Here is a 17,712-nt window from a genome sequence, read left to right on the forward strand (position 1 = left end):
CGGCAAGGAAGTGACGAAAGAAGAACTGGCCACCCTGAAGTTGAAACCACAGGCCTTTCATGGAGAGTGGAATTATTCCTTACTCCCTCGAGCTCACAGTTGTTAAAGTTATTTTTTCTAAAATCCTTACGACTGATCGTGGACCGAGTCTTGGAAGAAAACTTCTTCTGATAGCTATCGAAGGAGAGTGTGAGATCAATATAGAAGTGCTGATATTGCAGGGGAACATAGCAAACATATCCATCTTGTTGACGCAGGTTGGGGATATCACAGGTCACTGGCAGTGCACGGATCATAAATCCTTGACTTCCATCCATCAGTGTATCAACGGGAAGCGAGGGAGATGCCTGCGGTGGCAATTGATCTGTAAGGAGCACCGATCGACACTGCAGTTGAAGCGGGATGGTCAGGAGTGTCCAATCACTCAGCTGATATTTGAACGGGACAGGGCGTAAATCCCAGCTATGCATTGGTAATTCCTGAGGCATCGCTTCCTTTCCAGGGAACAATAACAAGGGATTGAATTTCCCTTGTCGGTACTATGAAAATTCTAGCGAGTCTAGAGTAAATTTCCAATAGTGATCCTGTATAACAATCTGAATGTGACATGACAAACACACGTTGCGCCCCTTGCTCGGGATGCTAGTAAAGTGTCTCATCAGGAGGCTGGTGGGCAATGCCAACCCTCCAAGAAGGTCCTACTCACTGCTCACGTATTTGCCAGACACAATACTAGTGGTCCATACTTCAAGCCCACCCGTATCCAAGAGTTCAGTAACAAGCATCCTCGCTGTTCTACGCCGGCTGAGCACTAAGAGTTAATAGCGAAACACCGACGACAAAATATGCTTTTCCAGCACTGCACAAAGCTATCAACCACACAATCTGCACTGCACAAGTGCTTTCGTTCATAGGTTGTCGTTAGCGCGACACACAGCATACCTGCCCGTTTGGCCGCTTCAACTCCTAAAGGCGAGTCTTCAATAACGACGCATTCTTCAACCGCAGAGTGAAGTTGTCTCGCCGCATGAAGAAAAATATCCGGTTGTGGTTTTCCTTTTCCTCGTACTTCGTCGATAAAAAACATCTTTTCAGCAAAAAAAGCTCGCAAATCTAAAGCATTTTCTACAGTTTGAAATAATGAACGGTCCATCGCTGTCGCAATACAGACTTTATAGTTTTTCGTGACCAACGCGAAAAAATCGGTAAATCCAGCAATGAAATTCACGCCAGTCGCTAACGCTGCTTTTACAATCGCCAAACGTTCTTGCGCTAATTTCTCTGGATCACCTGGAAACCCATATAACGCCTGCATAACGCGAACACCTTCAACGAGTGATTGTCCGGTGAGTAACGGTTTCAGTTGCTCTCGTTGATAGCGAATTCCTCGACGTCGCAGAAACTCAACCTGGGCTTGATCCCACACCGCTTCAGTATCCAGAACGACGCCTTCGGCGTCAAAGATTATCGTGGTGATCATAAAGGTCGGGAACCGGTCGCCAGTTGTCAGCGAAAACAGTTGTCAGTCATCTGTGATCAGTTTTCAGCAACGAGGACTGACAACTCACAACTGATAACTGATCGCTATGAGGTGAACGTCTCGACTATCAATCGATGATTCTCCATGACGCGATCAGCCTTCACCCCTGCGGTTGGCGTGTAGAGAATTGGTAAGTCCAACAACCCGTCCCATTTCTTGATTTGTTCCCGACATTCATCCGGTGTCCCAGCAACTGCAATCTGTTCAACCATATCATCAGAGACAGCCTCAGCCATCTTCGGTAGGTTGAAGGTCTTAAAGTGTTCCCAAATCGACAGCTTCTGCTTCTCCCAACCATGAATGTTGAGAATCTCTTCATAGGATTTAACGGAAGCATAGAACGCGATCTGATTTTTTGCGTCACGGATCGCCTGATCTCGGTTGTGACTGATCGAAGTAATGAGCAAAGAAGTGACATCAACACCTTTGACTGCACGGCCTGCCCGTTTTGCTCCGATCTCAAGATTTGGCTTAATAAACTCGGCAATATACTTGCGACTATACAGTGGATGACCGACGAGTCCGTCAGCAACTTCTCCAGTAGTTCGCAACATCCCCTTTTGTACACCAGCGAGATACAACGGAATTCGATCACGCACAGCGTACGGACGGCTAAAGGCTGGAATGTTGATCCGATAGAATTCCCCCTCGAATCGAACGCCCATGCCTTTGTGAGACGCCCAGATTTTTCTGATCAACGCCACACACTCTTTCATCTTCGCCGCTGAGCGTGGTTCAAATGCCTGGCCGTACCAGCCCTCATTCATCGACTTGGTTCCGCTACCCAAGCCAAGAACCATGCGCCCTCCAGACATTTCATCGAGATCCATCGCACCGGTGGCATTGAGCACCGGATTGCGCATGTACGCATACGCAATGCCAGTAGCGATTTTGACTCGCTTCGTGTTTTGCGCCACAGCGGCGAGGGTCACAAGACCATTGCGATTAAAGAATTCCCCATTCCACACCGAATCGAAACCAGCCTCGTCCGCTAGCTTCGCGATCTCAACCATATCTCTAATCGTCGGAGTAAACAGGGCAATTGCTCGACGTGACATAGGCCCCCTTATCTAGACGTAGAATAGACGACACATTAACGACTAAAGAACCGACCTAACATCCCTGCAAGCTGAGGGAGGTCGTCGATAACACTTCCATCGCCGTCAAGGTCGAGGATGCGAGTAAGCCCACCAAACCCCGGAGCAGCTTGTTCCATGCGAGAGCGTTCACCACCGAGAACGTTTGCTAACCCTCCGCCATCAAGGCCCTGCTGCCGCTGCATACGGCCCAGCGCTCCCATCACCAGTGGTGCTAAAATCGACAGCAGACTGCCGGCGGAACCAATGTTCATACCGGTCGAACGGCTCAGAATATTCGACATCGCGTCTGTTTTTCCACCAAAGATATGACCGAGAATACTAGCACCGGCTCCCAAGCTCCCAGCATTCCCTCCAAGGAACCCCATGAGATTATCAAGGATGCCGCCATCGTGATCCCGAGATAATGCAGAAGCTAATGCGTCAGCCCCTTGTTGGTTTGCCGAGTTGCGCGCCAGCCCACCCAAAAGCATCGGTAATGCCGCCGAGATTGCGTTGCTGGCAGTTCCTTCATCAACGCCCAATTGGCGTCTAATCTGTTGGACCGCATCGGCACCGAGTTGTTGATTCAGCATATCGAGGATGGACGACATACGACCTCCTGGAAAAAATTTCTTCAAATCCGCTTACGCAACGTGAGACAATAGACTGAAATTCACATGGAGTCCATGATAAATATTCTCGACTCACGAACCCTCTCGTTACGGTCACATCACGGTCACATCTCCTGGATTTTAAAAACGACAAGACAAAAATTATCGGACATTAAAGAAAAAAAAGGCTCTCCCCTTGCTTTCACTATTCCATCACTTGCCCACCACACACAGGTAGATAGTGGCCAGTCACAAAACTTCCCAGCTCCGAAGCAAAAAACAGAGCCGCGTGCGCCGTATCTTCAACGGTACCAGTGCGGCGTAGCGGAATCTGTTTTTCATGTCGTTCCTGAGCTTCCACAGTAAGCATTGCCTTCACTTCCTCAGTCAGGGTAAGCCCTGGAGAAACGATATTCACCGTAATGTTGTGCTGTCCAACTTCAACCGCCAGATTACGGGTGAAGCCGATCATCGCGGTCTTTGCAGCAGTGTACCCATGATAGGTTAATGCCGGCTGATGAATCCCAATGGTATTGACGCTGATAATACGTCCCCAGCGCCGGGCTTTCATCCCCGGAAGCACGGCTTGGCTACACAAGACCGCAGCCTTTAAAGTTGTGTCGATTTGTTCTTGCCATTCGCTCCATGCCATCTCGACAAAACTCTTGCGCGGAATCGCAGCCGCATAGTTACTCACCAGGATGTCGACTTTTCCAAAAGCGTCTTCAGCTTTCTTAACCATATCGCTGACCTGTTGCTCGTCGGTGATGTCAGCATGAACAAAAAGGGCTTTCCCGCCTGTACTGTGAATTTCGTCAAGCACCTTTTGTGGATTACCTTCATCCTTTACTTGATTCAGCACTATCTGTGCACCTTCACGCGCAAAGACGCGGGCAATCCCTGCCCCACTGCCACGTACCGATCCGGTAATGAGTACAACTCTATTGGCTAAGAGCATGACCGCATTCCTTTATTTTTGTCTCCGCCCCTTCCAGCACTTCCCTATCCCGCCTGTAATCCCAACCCGCGAATTGCCATGATATTGCGCAGGACATTACTCGTACCGCCCTGAATGGTGTACGCAGGGGCGTAGAGGTACTCACGCGCAGCGCGACCAGCTAAGCGTGCCGCAGGAGAGCCAGGGAGCAACAGCGAGTAGTCTCCAAGAAGACTACATACAGTCTGGGCGATACGTTGCTCAACTTCGGTGCAGAAGCATTTTGCCATTGCCGCCTCGTGGTTCGGCGCGTGGCCTTGGGTTAACAACCAGGCGACTTTGTACACCATGAAGCGTCCCATATCGAGTTCTATCTGCATTTGCGCCAGTTGGTTACGCACGAGAGGATCTTTTGCCAGCCCGGTCTCTTGTGCATACTTCACCGTATCGCGAAATAACGGATAGTTACTCAACAACCGCTCGATACCACTCCGTTCATAATCCAATTGTGAGGCAATCTGATACCAACCTCGGTTTTTCTCACCGATCAGCCACCGTTTTTCTACTTTCGCGTTATCAAAGAACACCTCATTAAAGTGATGTTCTCCAGTAATATCGACCAGTGGCCGCACCGTCACTCCTGGTGTTTTCATATCCACCAAGAATTCACTAATGCCTTTATGCTTCGGCGCCTCGAGATCTGTCCGGGCAACGAGGTACGCATAATCAGCGACATGAGCAAAACTGGTCCAGATTTTTTGTCCGTTGAGGATGAAATGATCACCCTCTTCTATCGCTTTGGTGCGGAGCGAAGCTAGATCTGAACCTGATCCTGGTTCACTCATACCGAGGCAGAAGACGATCTCTCCTCTTGTGACACGTGGTAGGATCTCCATCTTTTGCTCTTCGCTGCCGTAGGCCAACAAGGCTGGGCCGACTTGTCGATCGCCTAACCAATGAGCAGCAACCGGTGCGCCAGCTCGCAGCAGTTCCTCTGTCAGGACCAGTCGATCAAGGTAGGAACGTTCTTGACCTCCATATTTTTTTGGCCAGGTCAGTCCGATCCACCCTCGTGCCCCAAGTCTACGAGAGAACTCAGGAGAGTATCCCACAATCCAACCATCTTCAGTCGCTGAGGTCGCAGTGACTTCTTGGGAAAGGAACTCGCGTATTTCTTTACGAAACGCGTCCTGTTGGGCGGTGAGGGCAAATTCCATGGTCATCTCCTGTTTGCGGTAGCATTGTTGGCCTTTTGTCTACCACAAGCAGAAGAGAGAAGAAAACCCGTTGTTGGCGATTTTGCAATCGCATGCGCAGGGCAGCAGAAACCATGTGGCAGGTTGCTTCTTAATGAAGCACAACCTTCTGGTTTTTGGACTCCCCCTTATTCGCCTTAAACGCAACGACCAGCGTGCCTACGCTGGCCACCTGTGCGAGCCAGCGAAACGCTGGGACAGTCCGAATTCCTTGAACGATCAGTTTGGTCAGTGATCCCTTTCCTTCAGTATCGATGACATCAAATCGATCCAGGCAAAGATCAAATCCCATCCTTTTCATGTCATCACGTAACATGTAGTAGCTAAACCAATTCACGGCTGGATAATGAGTATAGTTCGCTAAATGCGGATGGGTCGTCACCGCGAGGTGTTCACAATACTTTTTCACCTTGCGAGGATACCAACTATACAGAGGTAGTCGAAATTCTTCCTGCATGGGACACAACTTATTACTTGTTGTCACCAACAGGACACCACCAGGGCGCAAGACACGCGCGCATTCTTTCAGGCACGCCTCCCACGCTGGGACATGCTCCAAAAGCTCCACGGCTAGACAGACATCCATTGTTTCAGCTGCCCAGGGGAGTGCTGTGCCGGAGCCAATACAGTAGTCAACACCGTATCCGCCGGCGAGAGCATCTTCTTTTGCAAGCCGGACGAGCCCAGGATCGATATCCATCCCTCGAATATGGCGATGGCCATGCTGCGCCCAGACAAGACATTGATTCCCAGCACCACACCCGATATCAGCAATCTTAAGGTCTGCGAGTTCATCAGGTCGCCGGTTGAGGATGCGAATGAGCATATCTCGGAGTGAACGGAACCGTTGCAGTGTCTTCGCCGTGCCTTTCGTTCGGACCTGGGGGTTGAGATAGAAGTCAGACTTGATGCTCTCTTCACTGATATGCTTATCGCCCTCGTACGCCATAGCTGCCAGGGTTTCCTTTCTCTTGCTAGACAATACGCACCGCTACAATCTGTGACCGCACAAACTGCGATCTCCACCTTCAGAGAGGCGTTCTTCAGTAGAGCACAAGAGCGAAATAGAACCAAATTCGAGCAGAAAAGGCCGGTACACGTTACAGATGATCAGCAAACCATTGCTTGATATGCGGCATACTCTGATCAAGCCCCGGTCCAGTAATGATATCACTGTGCCCAAGCCCGGGAAGAATCACCAGCTTCTTCGGTTCACCTGCCTTGTGAAACATCGAGATGGATTCTTCCATCGATACCCGTTCGTCAGCGTCCCCATGTAGCCACATGATCGCTCGCGGTGCAATTTTTTCGACAACTGACTCTGGGCGATAGGCAATGAGTGCGTCGCCCGAAGCCAGGGTAATCTCTCTGCTCCACTGCGGATACTGATGAAGAATCTTCTCGAACAGAACAGAGGTACTGTCAGGCTCAGGAACGATATCTTTGGCATGAACATACTGCAGCTTCCCCGTCAGCACCCGCGCTCGCCGGTCCTCCGCCAACCGCTGCAAGAGTGCCCGCCACTCCCAAAAATGACAAGCATCACGAATCCAGCGGCCACAATCGCCAATACCACAAACACTCACCGTGGCTTTGACACGATCTTCAACTCCAGCCGCATAACTGACATTCGCGCCTCCCAGACTCACACCAAGTAACCCGATGCGTTCGGGATTCACTTCCGGTTGATTCTGCAGAAAAGTAACGGCGTTGCGAATATCCTCAATCTGTCGCATCGGCATGATTTGCCGACGCGGCTCACCGCCACTGGCACCAAGAAAACGGTAATCAAAGGTTAAGGTGACATAGCCGAGTTTCGCCAGGCGTTGCGCAACCTCTGGCAATAGCACCTCTTTGACTGCAGTGAACCCGTGACACATGACAACCCCTGGCCGCTGCTCACCAGGAGCGATGTCAGCGGGCATAAACAGCACGCCTGCCATTGGAACCGTCTCGCTGTAAAACTCGACTGCCTTTTCCATCGCCCCCCCCTACTGTGTCACCAACGCTTGCTTCGGTACGGTTTCATCCACATACCGCACCAGGTCCATGACATGACGCGTGTTCGCTCCCAAATCACCTTTCCCGACGCGTGAAGCCGAGCGAATCCATAGCCAACTCCCACTTGGTTGCGCAGGTTGAATTTGAATGGTTACATCATCTTGGTATTTCCACACCTTGGTAGTCACCACTGCACGGATTTCGTGCTTCGTATCATCCATCGCAGTCACCTCCCACTTCAACCCCTGGACCGCACGCCGTGTAACATCGTACAGTAGCGCTGGTGGTGCTTCGTATCGTCGCAACTTCAGTTCCGGAAAGACCGTATCCGCAGACGTTTCCGCCACATTGGTCGAAAGATAGGTTGAAATTCGCGGACCAAAACCTGGAGGATCATTGAGCGGCAGACGATTCGAAATGACTCCGGCGACTAACAGCGACACAAAAATCAACGCGAGAAAAAAAACGATTTGCAACACGATCCCTACGATACGCATACCCCTCCCTTCTCTGCAGCTTTTTATGACGCTAGTAGAACCTTCCTCAACGCTTCTCGATCAATCACCGGCAGTGAACAGGTAAAATTCCGACACACATATGCGGTGACCTGACCGTCGACCTGCACTTTCCCAGCGAACATGCCTGGTAGTTGGCTTTGCTGCGGCGACTCGATGCCCACGAGCGTTTTGTTCGGCAGCAACTGCGAGTGGATCTCTGCCAACAACTCGCGTGTTTGCGGCTCGTGCACTATCCCGAGCAAACAGATCTCCGTTGGTCGGTGCAGATAAAAATCTAATGCGCACAGCATATGACTAAAGCCAAAGGGATTTTGCTCCATCGCATCGTAGAAGAGACGAAGCAGTTGCTCTGCTTTGTTGAGATACTCTCGCTTGTCGGTCAGAGAGAAGAGACGCAAGAGAGTGAGGGCTGCGACCGAATTTCCCGACGGAACCGATCCGTCAAACGCCGACTTCGAACGACTAATCAGCGCCTCGTGGTCAATACTGGTAAAAAAGAAAGCGCCTTCAGTGGCATCCCAGAAACGTGACAGCAACGTTTCCGTCAGCTCCAGCGCCATGTCGAGATACTGTCGCTCAAACGTTGCTTCGTACAGATCAATGAACGCCGCAGCTAAGAAGGCATAGTCATCAAGGTACGCATTGAACTTCGCTTGCCCTTCTTTGTAGCAGTGCAGCAATCGACCCTCACGATACAAGCGAGCAAAGATGAAATCGGTCGTCTGACGTGCGATGGCTAAATAGCGCGGATGCCCTAAGACTTTATACCCTTCGACAAACGCCGAGAGCATCAACCCGTTCCAGCTCGTCAAGATTTTTTCATCACGTCCAGGTTTCACTCGTTGTTCACGGACGAGAAACAGCTTGTGTTTCGCTTCAGCAATGAGCTGACTCACCTCAGCAAGATTCCGGCGGAACAGTTTCGCTAATTGTTCAAGTGAAAGTGTCGGATGAAGGATATTGTGATGCTCGAAGTTCCCGACATCAGTCACATCATAATATCGACAAAAAATCTCTCCAGCCTCATCACCGAGAATACGCATCACCTCATCGTGACTCCAGACGAAAAACTTCCCCTCCTCTCCTTCGGAATCTGCATCCTGAGTCGCGTAAAACCCACCATCAGGGTGCAACATCTCACGTTCAACGTACGCAAGCGTCTCTTCCACAACCTGGCGAAAGAACACCTCATGGGTTGCCTGATAGGCTTCAAGATACACCCGCACGAGCAGCGCATTATCATAAAGCATTTTCTCGAAGTGGGGTACTAACCAACGCTCATCGACCGAATAACGGTGGAAGCCACCACCGAGTTGATCATACATGCCACCTTCGGCCATCTTGCGTAGCGTATGCAAAGTCACATCGAGATATTGTCTCCGTCCGCTTGCTTTGTATTGGCGCAAAAAAAACCCGAAGACCATCGAGTTAGGAAATTTCGGCGCTCCCCCCAAGCCGCCATGTGTATGGTCAACATGTTGCGCTAAACTGCTGGCTGTCTTCTCCAGGGTGCTCTCATGGAGCGGGCGCAAGGTTTCCTCACGATGAGAGAGTTTTTCAAGATTCGCGAGAATCTGCGCCGTCGAATGCGCAACCTCCTGCGGTTTCTCACGATAGGCTTGCGCCACCCCAGCCAGGACGCGCGGGAACGCGGGTAAATTGTGGCGATCTTCCGGTGGGAAATACGTTCCACCATAGAACGGCTTACCGTCTGGAGTAAGAAATACCGTCATCGGCCATCCACCGCGACCGGTGAGCATTTGCACGGCATTCATATAGATCTCGTCAACGTCTGGCCGTTCTTCACGATCCACTTTAATGTTCACATACAGTTCGTTCATGAGTTGAGCGATTTGCTCATTCTCGAACGACTCGCGCTCCATCACATGGCACCAATGACATGCCGAATACCCGACACTCAGCAAGATCGGTTTATTCTCTGCCTTCGCTTTGGCAAATGCTTCCTCACCCCAGGGAAACCAGTCAACCGGATTATGCGCATGTTGAAGTAAATACGGGCTCGTTTCTTTACTCAAACGATTGGTGAATGTATGTGCCATGCTCTACTCTGCTACATCCGATAAATCCGCTGCGCTTCGCGCATTAAATCAGGACGAAACTCTGGATGCGCCACCTCGACTAACGCCGCGGCGCGTTGTCGTAAACTCTTCCCGCGCAACTGCGCAATGCCGTACTCGGTCACGACATAATCGACAAACGCCCGTTGCGCCGTCACGACACTGCCCGCCTCAAGCACAGGCACTATCCGTGAGATACGTTTCCCTTTGACGATGGAACTCGAGGGCGTAACGAGGATCGATTTGCCCGGATTACAGTACTGGGCGGTGATAGTAAAAATCGCCTGTCCACCAGTGCCGGTATACATCAATGGTCCCAGCGACTCTGAACAGGCCTGTCCGCCGAGGTCGATAGCTAAGGCGTTGTTCACAGCCACGTAGTTCTTCTGATTTACCAACAACCGTAAGTCATCGGTATACGTAAAGTCGTAAAACTCAAAGTTCGGATTGTGGTCGATAATCTCAAGTTCATCCGGCAGCACCCCAATGCCAGCACTCGCGACCACTTTTCCTGGGTTCACCGACTTGTACTTCCCAGTGATCACTCCTTTTTGCACTAGGCGTGCCACGCCACCAGGAATGACTTCGGTATGAATGCCGATATCGTTCTTGTTCTCCAAATACATTGCTAACGGTGACGAGACACTACCGAGACCAATCTGCAGGGTATCTCCGTCATTGATCAGTTCATTGGCCACCAGCGTACAAATGATTTCTGTGGCAGCAACCTCTTCTTCGTTCCGTGCTGTGGCAGAGAGTGCGGCAGGCGGAGCCGTTGGTTCGACGAAATGAGTGATTTCCGACACATGAATGAAATTTTCGCCACCGGTGCGAATAAAATTTTCATGCACTTCTCCTATGACCACACGCGCAGCCGCAGCCATAGTTTTCGACATAAAAACACCGGTACCAAAGCTGCAGTAGCCATGCTTATCCGGTGGTGAGACCGGGGTCAGATAGACGTCACACTGAAGCCCCGGTGGCAGCTCATGATGGCGGTAGTACATAACCGGGACGAAATCGACCATTCCCTTGTCCATCATCGGGCGAGTCGTCGCCCCCAGGTAACAACTTTGGATCGTAAAGGCGCGATCAGCCCCTGGTTGGTCCCAATTAAAAAGAGGGCCAATCGTTCCTACCGTCACATTCCGCAGACCATCTTTTCGCGCCAGCAATGCCTCACATAACGTCACCGGTGTCGCGTGCAACCAATTAACCTGCACCGCATCGCCATCACGTACGGCTTTCATCGCCTCAGGGGCGGACACAAGTTTATCGCCACAGCGTTCTCGCCAATCCATAACGGTCCTCCTTTAGAAAGCTCGCTTGGAGCATAGAACAGGAGCGCTCAAGAAGAAAGAAGGCCACGATATAGCCCGCTAGCCTCTTGTCGTGCTCAATACTATAGTCCTTTTCTAAAGGAGCCCATCATGGACATTCGCATCGAATACTGTGCGGCCTGAAGCTACGAACCCAAAGCCGTCAGTCTGACGGAAGAGATCCTCAGTGATTACAAACAAAGGGTGAAGTCTCTTAGCCTCGTCCCGTACGACGACGGGCGCTTCGAGGTATTCGTGGATGGGAAACGAATCTATTCGAAAAAAGCGACGGGGCGGTTCCCTGCATATGCGGAAGTGCGCGCCGCTCTGCCCCGGTAGGGGCGTGGGAAGTGTCGTCGCGACGTTCGACTACAAGAACATCCGCTCTTCCCACCGATACTGCCACATTTGGACAATCCGGCGCCCTTCCCAAAAGAGCGCATCAATAAAAAGGAAGAGCGGAGGATCGCTCAGGTCTTCGGTTCCATGCATGATCACAATTCGTTTGCGTCCATAGTGATCAAGCCGAACGCTGCGGGAGAAAATGTAAACCGGCCTGCTGACCTCATGGGTGTCGAGGATTGAAGAAGAGCGAAAACTCTGCGGAGATTCTTCTCGCAGCTTCTCAGCAACCTGCTCTAAACGTAACCAGGGGCCTTCCCACTGTATAGGGCAGCGCCCTTCTAACTGGCCAACCCAGTGCTTCCCAACACTTTCGATCAGCTTAGCAAGTCTCGGAGTAAGTAACCGCTCTGCCAACACATAGTGAGCGTCAGGGAAAGTTCCTTTTTCTTCTAAATCGGCGACCAGTGCGTACGCAACGTCACTGGGTTCCTGCGCTCGACTACTGCTCGGGAGCAAGGCAAGTAGCTCAGAGAACTGACTTTGTCTGGCCTTGGCTTGCTGGTCACTTCTTTTTCCCGAGCTCGGCTCGTTTCCTCGACTCTCTTGGGTGCGGGAAAGAGCATTCGTTTCCCCTTCAGATCTCTGCTCATGTCTCATCACGCCAGAAACTCCCGTGTTCCTAGTAGGATATGTTTCCCTTGGGCCGAAGAATGCGGTGTTCATGCTCAAGCGGTCGCCTCTCCTGCGCCCAAGGAGCCGTCAGCATTGACAGCACGCGTTGTCGATCTTCCGGATGTATTGCCTCAACAAATGACCAAGGATCTTCAAACGCACTCGATATACTCCTTCCCCAAAATCTTTTCATATGCGGGGCTGACGTACAGTGTCTGCCCTCAATCCGCTGTGCTCATCCAAAACACTTCTAGTGATGTTTTCTGCCAGCTGGCGCAGTTGCTCCTCGTTGTAGCGTAGCTGGTCCTCAGCCTTCTTCTTCTCGGTAATGTCTTAAGCTATCCCGGCCACACGAATGATTTCCCCCTTGGGGCCACGAATCGGAAATGCACGGCCATGTATCCAACGCACCTCGCCATCAGGACGAGTGATCCGATACTCTTGATCAAAATCGGCAAAGCTATTCCGTGTCGCATCCTCAACTCGCACGCGATCCTCGGGGTGGATTGTGTCGAGTAACGCCCAGGCATTGGAATATAGACCTGCACGCCCCCGTCCCCACACCTTTTCGTACGCGGCACTGATATAGAGAAAGCGAGACAAGGTAGGCGTTGCCACCCAGAACACAGAGTCCAGGTTATCTGTCAACTGATAGACATGCTCAGTGCTATAGCGCAGGCTTGCCTCGGCTCGCAGCATCTCAGTCATGTCAAATGTCACCAATCGAGCAATCTCTTCGTTCGGCTGGAACACCGTAGCGTCAAGGGCGAGGAGTTCCGTTCGCGTATAGCCATATTGCGCAACCGTCGCATCGTTTGTTTCAAGAAACTGTAACGTGTCGCGATCAAAGATGTAGAGAGGGATGAGAGAGTTGGTAAAGAAAACCTGAAAGGAGTCATTTTTCTCGATTTCCGCACTCACACCATAGGGTGGCCGCAGTATCAGCACTGATCGTGCCAATGCTGGTTGTGACAATGTGAGAGGACCCTCGTTTCTGCGCCGCGTTTTCGCTTTTGACCCCACCTGAGTTCTTCCTTACCAAGCTTTGGCAAACTGTACGAAACTCTGCTCGATTCGGCAAGCCTTGAAAAATCTACGGCAGACCATGCGACAAATATGTATCCATGCTATAAGAACCGCGGTGGATTCATTGCACTCTGCGCTGGAGGAGCCCACTCGGCCATGAAAAGGAACCGCCAGGCCCAAACATAAGTTGACCGAGCAGGTGATACGCCAGTGTTCATTATGCTATGGTGAAGCGTTTCCCCTTTCTACTGTAAGGAGGTCATAGTCGTTCGATGGAGTACACGATGTTAGGCCGACGGTCGGTGCCATGCGAGACGCCCAAATCGACATACGTCCAACGCTGCAGACACTCACAGGTAGTGGCAGGTCTGAGGGTACCCCAGCTAGTATTGCTCCTATTCGCAGTACTCGTTGCTTCAGGCCTGAGTCTTCCGCTATCAGTCGCAGCTCAACCTGCATTAGACCCAGTTGCTGAACGTATCCGGTTGCAACTTGAGGCCCGCAAACCTCCACCAGAACCAATACTCCCAGCAACACCAGTAGAGACACCTGCACCTGTCGATGCCAATGCCGATCCGGCAAACGACACAGAAACCCCGACGGATGCACCTCCCCCCCCTGCAGTGGTCACCCCACCGCCGCCGCCGCAGAAGCCAGTCAAATTTATTCCACCAAAATTGTACGTCGGCAAAGAACTGCTCCGTGCCGCGGCACTTCTCACACGCTTCTACGAGGGGCGCATGTATCAACCGGCATGGACAAATACCTCCGGCCTGCTTCCGCATGCAGAAACCCTGCTGACGACCATTCAAGAAGAGGCCGGACGCGAAGGGTTACGGGCAAGCGATTATCATCTTGCCAAGATCAAAGCGGTGATTGCAGACTTGCGCCCTGAACATGGAGGGCAAAGAACCGCAGACGCAAACCTCCTTGCCGATCTTGATTTCTTGTTAACCGATGCTTTCTTTCTCTATGGAGTGGATGCCACCCTGGGTGAGGTGAATCCCGAACTCTTAGACGAAAAGTGGTTTACCAAGAACGATGAAACTGACTTAGTTGCACGTTTACACACAGCCCTGACTTCCAACCAGATCAGCGATGCGGTTCGCAACTTACCTCCCAAACAACCTGGATACCTTCGTTTACGCGATGCGTTGGCGCAGCATCGAGATATCGTTGCTCGTGGTGGATGGGCAACAATCCCAGGCGGCCCTGCGCTTGCGCTGGGAAGCACAGGAGAGCGCGTCGCGAAACTCCGCGCACGTTTGATAGCGAGTGGAGACCTCCGCTCGGCGGCAACCGATAATCCAGATAGTCTATTCGACACCCCCGGAAAACGCCCGTTGCCTCGTCTTGGCGAAGCCAGTTTCGATCAGGAATTAGAACAAGCGGTGCAGAAGTTCCAAAGTCGGCATGGATTGTCAGTCAGTGGTACCGTCAATGGGGAAACCCTCGCCGCACTCAACATTTCGGCAGAAACACGGGTACGGCAAATCGTCATGAACATGCAGCGCTGGCGGAGTTTACCGCAAGACCTCGGACGCCGATACATTGCGGTCAATGTTCCCAATTTCACCCTAGAAGTCGTCGAAAACGAACGGCCAGTGATGGATATGAAAGTTGTTGTCGGCAAGATGATGCAAGAAAACGCAACGCCAACGTTTAGCGCCAAGATGACGTATGTCGTGCTCAACCCGTACTGGTACGTTCCCAAGACAATCGCCGAAAAAGAGTTGTGGCCTCTGCACCAACGGAATCCCTCATACTTCGGGCGTAATAACTTTGATGTTCGTCGCATCCCGATCGGTTATAAGCAGGTACCAGATCCTGCAGCAGCAGATGGCACAACCAAATCAATACGCGTCTATGACTATGTCATCCGTCAGGGACCAGGGCCGAAAAATGCACTGGGTCGGGTCAAGTTCATGTTCCCCAACCCCCATAGTGTCTATCTACACGACACCCCGGCGAAAAACCTGTTTAACCGAACCGTACGCGCGTTTAGCCACGGATGTATTCGTATCGAAAAGCCGATTGAACTTGCAGAATATCTGTTGCGTGATACGCCAAAGTGGACGCGAAAAGCCATCGACGCCACCCTCCGCCGGGAAAAAGAACAAACTGTATATCTTCCCGAACCACTGCCAGTGTACATCCAATACTGGACAGCGTGGATAGAAGATGACGGTGAGTTGCAATTTCGCAACGACATCTACCGTTATGATCGGATAGGTCCTGCGCTACGTTCAGGCAGCAAGACGAAGCCGGTCTCCATACGTCCACGGCCGAAGGCCCGTAAACGAGTCCCACGGATCGAGCCCCCTGTTCAGCCCGCGCCTCCGGGCCCAGTACAGGCGTCGGCGGACCGCTAGCAGAGGCTTGCTTAAGATATTGTCAAAAGACAGGAGCATGTATGAAGAACAAAAAAAGGGTTCAATACAATTGGCAGGTGTTGCTCCTATGCTTATTTGTCTCAGTTCCTCATCCTGCACTGGCTAAGTCACCTTCCACTCCTTCAACAGAAAAACACGCCCCTAAAAAACCGACGAATACCAAAGCGAAACCCACTGCCCGCTCCCAAAGAGGGACAGAGGTGGACACCTCCCGCCGCCCCCCTCAGCGAAGCCAACGAGAACTCACAAGCGAGAAAACTCAGGGGAAACAAACGACAGCGTCCTCCCTTCGAGAGAAACGACAACTACGATCACAGACCACTGACCAGGGAACGGCCAAAAGGGCCGTGCAGCCCAAGCTTTCCCTCCCCCAACAGCACCAAACGAATACTCGCTATGTTACGGTTCTCAAAGAGACCAAGCGACACACATTGGTCAAGACAACCATTGCACTCCCTGTGATAAACGAGCGTACACCAAAGAGAAAGGGAGCGCCTGAGGCGAAACTCGCATTGCCACAACCGCACAGAAATGTCGGTGAGTTCCCAAGGAAATCCGTTTCCCCGGTGGTGCAATCGGCGATCCCAGCGGCTCCACCCGAAAACAGCAGGGACCCCTCACCTTCCCTTGTCCTCGAAACCACAAGCGCACCGCAACCGGTACCTGCGCAGCCAACCTCTGCTGGACCAGTGCAACCACCGCTAGCACCAGTACTCGTGCCTCCTCAGCCACAGGAAACGATAGTCAACGTTGTATCTTCATCGGTGCGAAACGCAAACGAAAGTCGCTCCCCTGTTGTTTCCGCGCCAACACCAGCACGGAACGCCGGCACTATTACGTTCGTCGAACATCGCCCAACACAGCGCCTGGGAAAAGACGATAGCTCAGCAAAAGAGAAAGCGGCCTATTCAGCCCAACGGGCCCCGTTCGCAGTGGCGGTGAACGACGACCGCTTGAACTATCGTATTAACAGTGTGTTCGTACTGCCAGGAGATGAGATATTCGTCGAGATTTTCGACTCACAAAAGAAAGCCGAATATACGATTCACAGTGCATTGGGATCGGAACGTCTGCTTGCGCAACGACGATGGCGTTGGTTTGCGCCGACAACTGCAGGACTCTACCCGGTAAAGATCGTGCACGCTCGCTCTCGCAATAGCATCACTCTCAATGTGTTCGTCATGATTCCACGAGAACAGGTGCACGATGGCTATCTCAACGGTTACCGTATTGGCCAGTATCCCACTGAGGCACTGCGACAGCTACCGATGTATGTTCCTCCACGAGGGCTGATCGAAATCACCCCAGAAAACGAGAACACCTTAGTGAGCCCCCATTTTCGCTTACGTCAATTCCTCTGCAAACAAGAGAGCGGCTATCCTAAGTATATGATCTTAGATCCCCGTCTTCTTGCGACGCTTGAGCAGCTTCTCGAAATGGTCAATGCGCGGGGGTATCGCGCCCGTACGTTTAGCATCATGAGTGGCTACCGCACTCCCTATTATAATCGCGCGATCGGCAATCGTACGACGTACAGTCGGCACCTCTGGGGCGATGCAGCAGATATCTTTATCGATGAAGAGCCACGCGATGGAAAAATGGACGATCTCAACCAAGATGGAGTCGTCGACGCCCATGATGCTGATGTCATCTATCAAATCATCGAGAGCACGACAGAGCCACGTCTGCAGAAAGTCATGCTGGGAGGATTAGCCCGCTACCGCGAGACCTCAAGCCACGGCCCCTTTATTCATGTCGACGCGCGTGGCTCCTATGCGCGTTGGGGAGTAAAGACGTTAACGAGAGGTGGCACGACCTCCACCGACACTGTCTTTCCAGGCCACGACCAATCTCGTTCGCGGCCCTCTTTTCTCGATGCGGAAAATCTATCTGACCCCACACCGTAACCATAAAAAAGGGCAGGTCGTTACCGCCTG

General features: G+C 51.8%; 16 protein-coding genes. 3 read left to right on the forward strand and 13 right to left on the reverse strand.

Annotated features, from left to right (window positions below; all coding sequences use genetic code 11):
* Positions 1–811: 811 nt before the first annotated feature.
* The 10 genes from FJ147_00740 to FJ147_00785 all read right to left on the reverse strand — a co-directional run bounded on the left by FJ147_00740 (position 812) and on the right by FJ147_00785 (position 11,321).
* Complete coding sequence (locus FJ147_00740; protein ID MBM4254404.1) at positions 812–1,480, reverse strand: HAD family phosphatase; 669 nt, start codon at positions 1,478–1,480, stop codon at positions 812–814.
* A gap of 104 nt (positions 1,481–1,584) precedes the next feature.
* Positions 1,585–2,598, reverse strand: a complete 1,014-nt coding sequence (locus tag FJ147_00745; GenBank protein ID MBM4254405.1) for an LLM class flavin-dependent oxidoreductase — start codon at positions 2,596–2,598, stop codon at positions 1,585–1,587.
* 35 nt (positions 2,599–2,633) lie between these two features.
* Positions 2,634–3,230, reverse strand: coding sequence for a DUF937 domain-containing protein (locus FJ147_00750; GenBank protein ID MBM4254406.1), 597 nt, complete (start codon positions 3,228–3,230; stop codon positions 2,634–2,636).
* Positions 3,231–3,435: 205 nt separating this feature from the next.
* Complete coding sequence (locus tag FJ147_00755; GenBank protein MBM4254407.1) at positions 3,436–4,188, reverse strand: SDR family oxidoreductase; 753 nt, start codon at positions 4,186–4,188, stop codon at positions 3,436–3,438.
* Between the two features lie 44 nt (positions 4,189–4,232).
* A complete protein-coding gene (locus FJ147_00760) occupies positions 4,233–5,390 on the reverse strand; it encodes an acyl-CoA dehydrogenase (GenBank protein ID MBM4254408.1) in 1,158 nt (385 codons plus the stop codon).
* Between the two features lie 124 nt (positions 5,391–5,514).
* Positions 5,515–6,372, reverse strand: a complete 858-nt coding sequence (locus FJ147_00765) for a class I SAM-dependent methyltransferase (GenBank protein ID MBM4254409.1) — start codon at positions 6,370–6,372, stop codon at positions 5,515–5,517.
* Positions 6,373–6,523: 151 nt separating this feature from the next.
* Entirely contained in the window at positions 6,524–7,405 is an 882-nt protein-coding gene (locus FJ147_00770; GenBank protein MBM4254410.1) for an alpha/beta hydrolase, read from the reverse strand.
* Between the two features lie 9 nt (positions 7,406–7,414).
* Positions 7,415–7,921 carry a DUF1499 domain-containing protein gene (locus FJ147_00775; GenBank protein ID MBM4254411.1) on the reverse strand — a complete coding sequence of 169 codons (507 nt, stop codon included), beginning with the start codon at positions 7,919–7,921 and terminating at the stop codon, positions 7,415–7,417.
* Between the two features lie 23 nt (positions 7,922–7,944).
* Entirely contained in the window at positions 7,945–10,002 is a 2,058-nt protein-coding gene (locus FJ147_00780; protein MBM4254412.1) for a thioredoxin domain-containing protein, read from the reverse strand.
* 11 nt (positions 10,003–10,013) lie between these two features.
* Entirely contained in the window at positions 10,014–11,321 is a 1,308-nt protein-coding gene (locus FJ147_00785) for a hypothetical protein (GenBank protein MBM4254413.1), read from the reverse strand.
* A gap of 186 nt (positions 11,322–11,507) precedes the next feature.
* On the opposite strand from FJ147_00785, the gene FJ147_00790 reads away from it, so the two are divergent.
* The gene (locus FJ147_00790; GenBank protein MBM4254414.1) at positions 11,508–11,678 is read left to right on the forward strand and encodes a SelT/SelW/SelH family protein; all 171 of its coding nucleotides are present in this window, start codon (positions 11,508–11,510) and stop codon (positions 11,676–11,678) included.
* 30 nt (positions 11,679–11,708) lie between these two features.
* Here the strand turns inward: FJ147_00790 and FJ147_00795 are convergent, their stop codons facing one another.
* The 3 genes from FJ147_00795 to FJ147_00805 form a co-directional block, all read right to left on the reverse strand.
* Positions 11,709–12,344 (reverse strand): hypothetical protein, encoded by a 636-nt coding sequence (locus tag FJ147_00795; GenBank protein ID MBM4254415.1) that lies wholly within the window; start codon positions 12,342–12,344, stop codon positions 11,709–11,711.
* Between the two features lie 19 nt (positions 12,345–12,363).
* Positions 12,364–12,549 (reverse strand): PAS domain-containing protein, encoded by a 186-nt coding sequence (locus FJ147_00800; protein MBM4254416.1) that lies wholly within the window; start codon positions 12,547–12,549, stop codon positions 12,364–12,366.
* 140 nt (positions 12,550–12,689) lie between these two features.
* Positions 12,690–13,331 carry a PAS domain-containing protein gene (locus tag FJ147_00805; protein MBM4254417.1) on the reverse strand — a complete coding sequence of 214 codons (642 nt, stop codon included), beginning with the start codon at positions 13,329–13,331 and terminating at the stop codon, positions 12,690–12,692.
* Between the two features lie 323 nt (positions 13,332–13,654).
* Here FJ147_00805 and FJ147_00810 point away from each other — a divergent pair, with 323 nt between their 5' ends.
* Positions 13,655–15,754, forward strand: coding sequence for a hypothetical protein (locus tag FJ147_00810; GenBank protein ID MBM4254418.1), 2,100 nt, complete (start codon positions 13,655–13,657; stop codon positions 15,752–15,754).
* A 41-nt stretch (positions 15,755–15,795) separates the two neighbouring features.
* A complete protein-coding gene (locus tag FJ147_00815) occupies positions 15,796–17,682 on the forward strand; it encodes a hypothetical protein (protein MBM4254419.1) in 1,887 nt (628 codons plus the stop codon).
* Positions 17,683–17,712: the final 30 nt, after the last annotated feature.

The organism is Deltaproteobacteria bacterium (genome assembly GCA_016874775.1).
Lineage (GTDB): Bacteria > Desulfobacterota > Binatia > Bin18 > Bin18 > VGTJ01.